Here is a 1,543-nt window from a genome sequence, read left to right on the forward strand (position 1 = left end):
CGGATAAAATATCTTGCTCCAATATTGTACGATGCAGATAAATCACAATTATATCTCTTTCCATTCTGAAAGGTACACAGACGGTGATCCTGTATATCACGGTCAATTTTTCCAGATCCGTCAAACGCAAGCCTGCTCGTATTCCATGCACAGATTCGGGAAATCCGTATTCCTTTTCTATGTGCCTGCTGTCCGCATCGTTTCTGGATATCCCGTTTTCTCCACATCTGCAGTTTCTGCTTTTTCTTCCCGGAAAGTTTTCCTTTCATCTCCAGATATTCGAAAACAATCACATCTGCCCTATTTTCTGATGCATAGAAAACGATTTCCCTGGCAATCTTTTTACCAAGTTCTGTATTCAGACGTTTTGCATATGCCCATCTTCCCTGCACCTGGCGGGATCCATGCTCCCGCTGAAATCTTCGGATCCGTCCCAGCACACGGTACATCCGGTCTTTGTCACTGGGAAAGTTAATAAACTTTCTCCCCAGGATAGTTCCGTCTGGACGCATGATGGTACAGACTGCATCCGTATTGATGCCGAGATCCACACTGCAGATCGTTTGTTCTTTGACGGGTGTCCGGTTTAAAGCTACCTCTTCCGCATACGTAAAACGCAGAAAATATTTGTCGTGCTTTTTCTCCAACATTGGTGCCGAAGCTTTTTTGCCCGACCAGTGTTTTCTTAAATATTCCATATCCGTATGTTTCAGCCGCACAGCAAACCATTTCCAGTCATGGCCATCGTACAGTTTTAAAAAGGCCGCATCTTTCTCTTCTGTGTTTTCACGGTACATGATATCGTGGTAAAAAACAGGCATGGCATACTGCTCACTTTTCAGATACGGCTTTCCTGTTTTCTGTCCCTCTGCTTTCCACTGTTCCAGACGCGTCTGATAAGAAGATACACTCCCAAGCGCATGCTGGACTGCCGCCCGTCTGAAATAGGATGGCATCTTGGGAAAGCAGAAATCAAAATCAAACCGGGCCGGATTCCGTTTCGTTGTATGCACCAGATGTTCCGCTGCATTGAAACGTTTCTTACTGTTCTCAATTTGGGCCAGTTCTTCCCATACAGATTCATACACTTTGACCAGATAGCGGACAGCAGAACGGTAAATCTCCAGTGTCTGGCGGATCGGAATATTCTGTTTTCGTAATTCTACACCATAACTGGATATGATTTTCATTCGCTTTTTCCTCCGGGTTTTAACGGGATTTTTCCTTCTGCCCTTCTATGTAAGCAAGTACCTGTTCACGGCTCCGGTCACTGACCGTTACAGCACAATAAGACGGATTCCACAAATGCCCTCCCCACAACTCTTTCTTTAGCTCTGGATACAAAAGGAACATCTGGCGCGCAAGATTCCCCTTCATGATTTTGATCATGTCTGAAATATAAAACTGTGGTCGGCAATCTACAAGCAGATGAATATGATCCGGCATAACCTCCATAGCCAGGATTTGAAATTTATATTCCTGTGCAAGACTTTCCAGCATTTCTTTGCATTCCACATCAATTCCGTCTTTTAAAACCTTTTTT

2 protein-coding genes are annotated in these 1,543 nt (G+C 44.2%); both read right to left on the reverse strand.

Features of this window, described 5'->3' with window-relative positions; genetic code table 11:
- Positions 1–1,190, reverse strand: a 1,190-nt coding sequence (locus PGS38_RS17390) for a transposase (RefSeq protein ID WP_270476450.1), incomplete at its 3' end; no start/stop codon positions are given.
- Between the two features lie 19 nt (positions 1,191–1,209).
- Positions 1,210–1,543: IS200/IS605 family transposase (gene tnpA / locus PGS38_RS17395; protein WP_270476451.1), on the reverse strand; the 334-nt coding region annotated here is incomplete at its 5' end.

The organism is Fusicatenibacter saccharivorans (assembly GCF_027667425.1).
Lineage (GTDB): Bacteria > Bacillota > Clostridia > Lachnospirales > Lachnospiraceae > Fusicatenibacter > Fusicatenibacter saccharivorans.